Source organism: Poinsettia branch-inducing phytoplasma str. JR1 (assembly GCF_000309465.1).
Taxonomy (GTDB): domain Bacteria; phylum Bacillota_I; class Bacilli_A; order Acholeplasmatales; family Acholeplasmataceae; genus Phytoplasma; species Phytoplasma pruni.
Map to the genome: position 1 here is coordinate 1 of NZ_AKIK01000050.1, position 2,326 is coordinate 2,326.

Consider the following 2,326-nt stretch of genomic DNA (forward strand, 5'->3'; position numbering starts at 1 on the left):
ATATTGAAACAATATTAACTATATTAAAGATATTCTGAATAAAGGAAATAAATTAATAAAAATTCAAAATAAAGTAATGTTAATTACTTATCCTGATTCATTAGGAAAAAATCTTAAAGAATTAAATCTAGTTATAAAAGAAAATTTAGGACAAAACACAATTGGTGGGATTCATATTTTACCTTTTCCCCTTCTAGCAGTGACCGAGGATTCGCGCCTTATGATTATAATATCGTTGATCCTGTTTTTGGAAATTGGGATAATATTGCTGAATTGAAAAAACAATATTATTTAATGTTTGATTTTATGATCAACCATATTTCCAAAGAATCCGTTATGTATAAAGATTTTCAACAAAACCATGAAAACTCTAAATATAATAATTTCTTTCTTCGTTGGGAAAAATTTTGGACTAAAGAAAGTAAAAATCGTCCTACTAAACAAGATACCGATTTAATTTATAAACGCAAAGATAAAGTCCCTATTCAAACAATTAAATTCGCGAACAACCAAGAAGAACATCTTTGGAATAATACTTTTGACGAAGATCAAATCGATATTAACGTTGATGATGAAGTAGCGAAAGAATTCATTAAAGATAATTTCAACAATATGGTAGAAAAAGGCGCTAGTTTAATCAGTTTAGACGCTTTTGCTTATGTTTGTAAAAAAGCCAATGCCACTTGTTTCTTTTTAGAACCAGATATTTAAAACTTATCAACAGATGTTAGTAATATCATTAGTAAATCAGGAGCTTTACTTTTGCCTGAAATTCATGAAAATTATGTTATTTCTCATAAAATAAGTCAACACAGTTACTTTATTTATGATTTCTCTTTACCATTAATTGTTCTTTATACTTTATATTCCGACAAAATAAAACGTTTAAAAGATTGGTTAATGAAATCGCCAATGAAACAATTTACGACTTTAGATGCTCACGATTATATAGGAGTGGTAGATGCTTTTGATCTTTTAACTGATGATAAAATGAAATATACGACAGAAAGAATATATAAAATGGGCGTAAAGTAAAAAAATATATTCCTCCGTTTCTTATAAAAACTTAGATATTTATCAAATCAATTCCACTTATTATTCCGCTTTAGCGAATGATAATGATAGTTATTTGTTAAGTCGTGCTTTTCAAATTTTCGCCCCAGGAATACCACAAGTTTATTATGTGGGTCTTTTAGCGGGAGAAAACAATATTAAATTGTTAGAATCTTCTAAAGAAGGGCGTAACATTAACCGTCATTATTATTTTCGTGAAGAGATCCAAACAGTAGTTCAAAGACCTGTGGCGAAAAACCTCTTTAAATTATTGCAATGGCGTAACACTAGTCACGCTTTTGATTTAAATGGTTCTATTATTAGTGTCGAACAAAATTTAGATAACCACAAAATTAAAATTGTGCGTCAAGATAAAGATCGCCAAAATACAGCTATCTTAGAAGCTGATGCGCAAGAGAAAAAATTCTTAATTACTGAAAACGGTAAAGAAATATTTAAAAATTATTAACTTTTATAAAAAAGGTTGACAAATATTTTTTTTATGTTATCATGTAGTGAATTAATAAATAATTTTTTCTAAAAGGTATTTGTTTTAGAAAAATTAGTTGTTGTCTTTCAGCGCCATTTCTTTGGGTCTCGCCCAACGTACTTATAGTACTTTTATTCGTCAAATAGCATCTTTAAAAGATAAAATTTTTTTAAGAAATTTTAAATGTTAAAGAGTTTATCGCTTCTGTTAATACTCAAAAAGATAAATTTTTTTTATTCAGATCCTCCTTATTTTCTTAAAGGCGCTAATTTATATCAACTTTTTTTCAAGGAAAAAAACCATATTTAATTATTCTAAGCCCTAGAACAATTACATAACAAATGGTATATTGACTTACGACGATCATGAATTCATCCATTTTTTATGCTGTAATTATAACCCTTAACCCTTATTTTTTTTGATCTCAATTAAAGCGTTGAAACTAAAATAAATAGTGGTTCAAGAAATACTTTTTTTCAGCCTTAATTTTGATTAAGAAATTTTAACTGATAAAAATAGCTTTTTTAACCACTTTAAAAGGTTTTTTATTAAAAAAATTAATATTATTATCATTAAAATGGTCTTTTCTTAGAGATATGGATATGTTTTTTTCTTTTAAAAAGTAAAAATTTGGTTTTTATACAAAAGCGTGTTATAATATAATTATACAGGAAGATAAAAACACATTATAAAAAGGGTGAGCCCCAGCAAAATAGTTCTGAATGATAACAACTAATTTTTCTAAAACAAATACCTTTTAGAAAAAATTATTTATTAATTTAC

General features: G+C 26.4%; 1 pseudogene. It reads left to right on the plus strand.

The annotated features are described in order from the left end of the window. Positions 1 to 55: 55 nt before the first annotated feature. Positions 56 to 1,522 (plus strand): annotated as a pseudogene (gene gtfA, locus ON17_RS03995) (sucrose phosphorylase). Positions 1,523 to 2,326: the final 804 nt, after the last annotated feature.